The organism is Shinella sp. M31, assembly GCF_049199205.1.
In the GTDB taxonomy this organism is placed as follows: domain Bacteria; phylum Pseudomonadota; class Alphaproteobacteria; order Rhizobiales; family Rhizobiaceae; genus Shinella.
The window spans coordinates 1-813 of record NZ_JBLZPH010000196.1; the positions used below are offsets into that span (position 1 = coordinate 1).

The 813-nt window shown below is 58.4% G+C and carries 1 protein-coding gene; it reads left to right on the plus strand.

The features are described from left to right. Window positions 1–48 precede the first annotated feature (48 nt). Window positions 49–762: an IS6 family transposase gene (locus tag ACOZKU_RS27730; RefSeq protein WP_421581606.1), complete on the plus strand. Its 714-nt coding sequence runs from the start codon at window positions 49–51 to the stop codon at window positions 760–762. Window positions 763–813 lie beyond the last annotated feature (51 nt).

Consider the following 813-nt stretch of genomic DNA (forward strand, 5'->3'; position numbering starts at 1 on the left):
GGCGTCGCCTTAACCGCCTGGTTGGAATTGACTTGGTATCGGGTTTTCATGACCGAAGCCCCGCATGTCCACTTCAGACGCCACCGCTTTCCCGCTGAGATCATTGCCCATGCCGTATGGCTCTATTATCGGTTCCCGCTTAGCTTTCGCGACGTTGAGGATCTGTTAGCTGAGCGCGGCATCAACGTCTCATTCCAGACGGTCTCGGAATGGGCGGCGAAGTTCGGCCTGAAGCTTGCTCATCAGCTCAGACAACGCTCACGCGGCCACTTTGCCGACAAGTGGCAGCTCGATGAGATGGTGGTGACGATCAAGGGAAATAGGTTCTGGCTGTGGCGCGCCGTCGATGCGAACGGCTACGTCCTCGACGCCCTGCTGCAAAGCCGGAGGAACAAAGCAGCAGCCCTGCGTTTGATGCGCAGACTGCTCAAGGACCAGGGTGCCGCCCCGCGCGTGGTGGTGACCGACAAGCTGCGTTCCTATTCGGCCGCAAAGTCCCAGTTGATGCCGGGCGTCGAACATCGCTCGCACAAGGGATTGAACAACCGAGCTGAGAATTCTCATCTTGCTGTGCGACGGCGAGAGCGACGTATGATGCGGTTCAAGTCCGCGCGACAATGTCAGCGTTTCGTTTCAACTCACGGCCAGATCGCCAATCTTTTCCTTCTTCACCGGAAATGCTTGTCCGCCGCAGACCATCGCCAGCTTCGCACTCACGCCATCTCGATCTGGCGTGAAATCGCTGGCTCGATCGCCGCCTGAAACACGGCATACGCCCTAAACGCCAGCTTCCAACACTTAAGGCGACGCCAC

Excerpts from the sequence above, each read along its gene's own strand:
- ACOZKU_RS27730 (WP_421581606.1), top strand. The coding sequence starts at position 49 with ATGACCGAAGCCCCGCATGTCCACTTCAGACGCCACCGCTTTCCCGCT.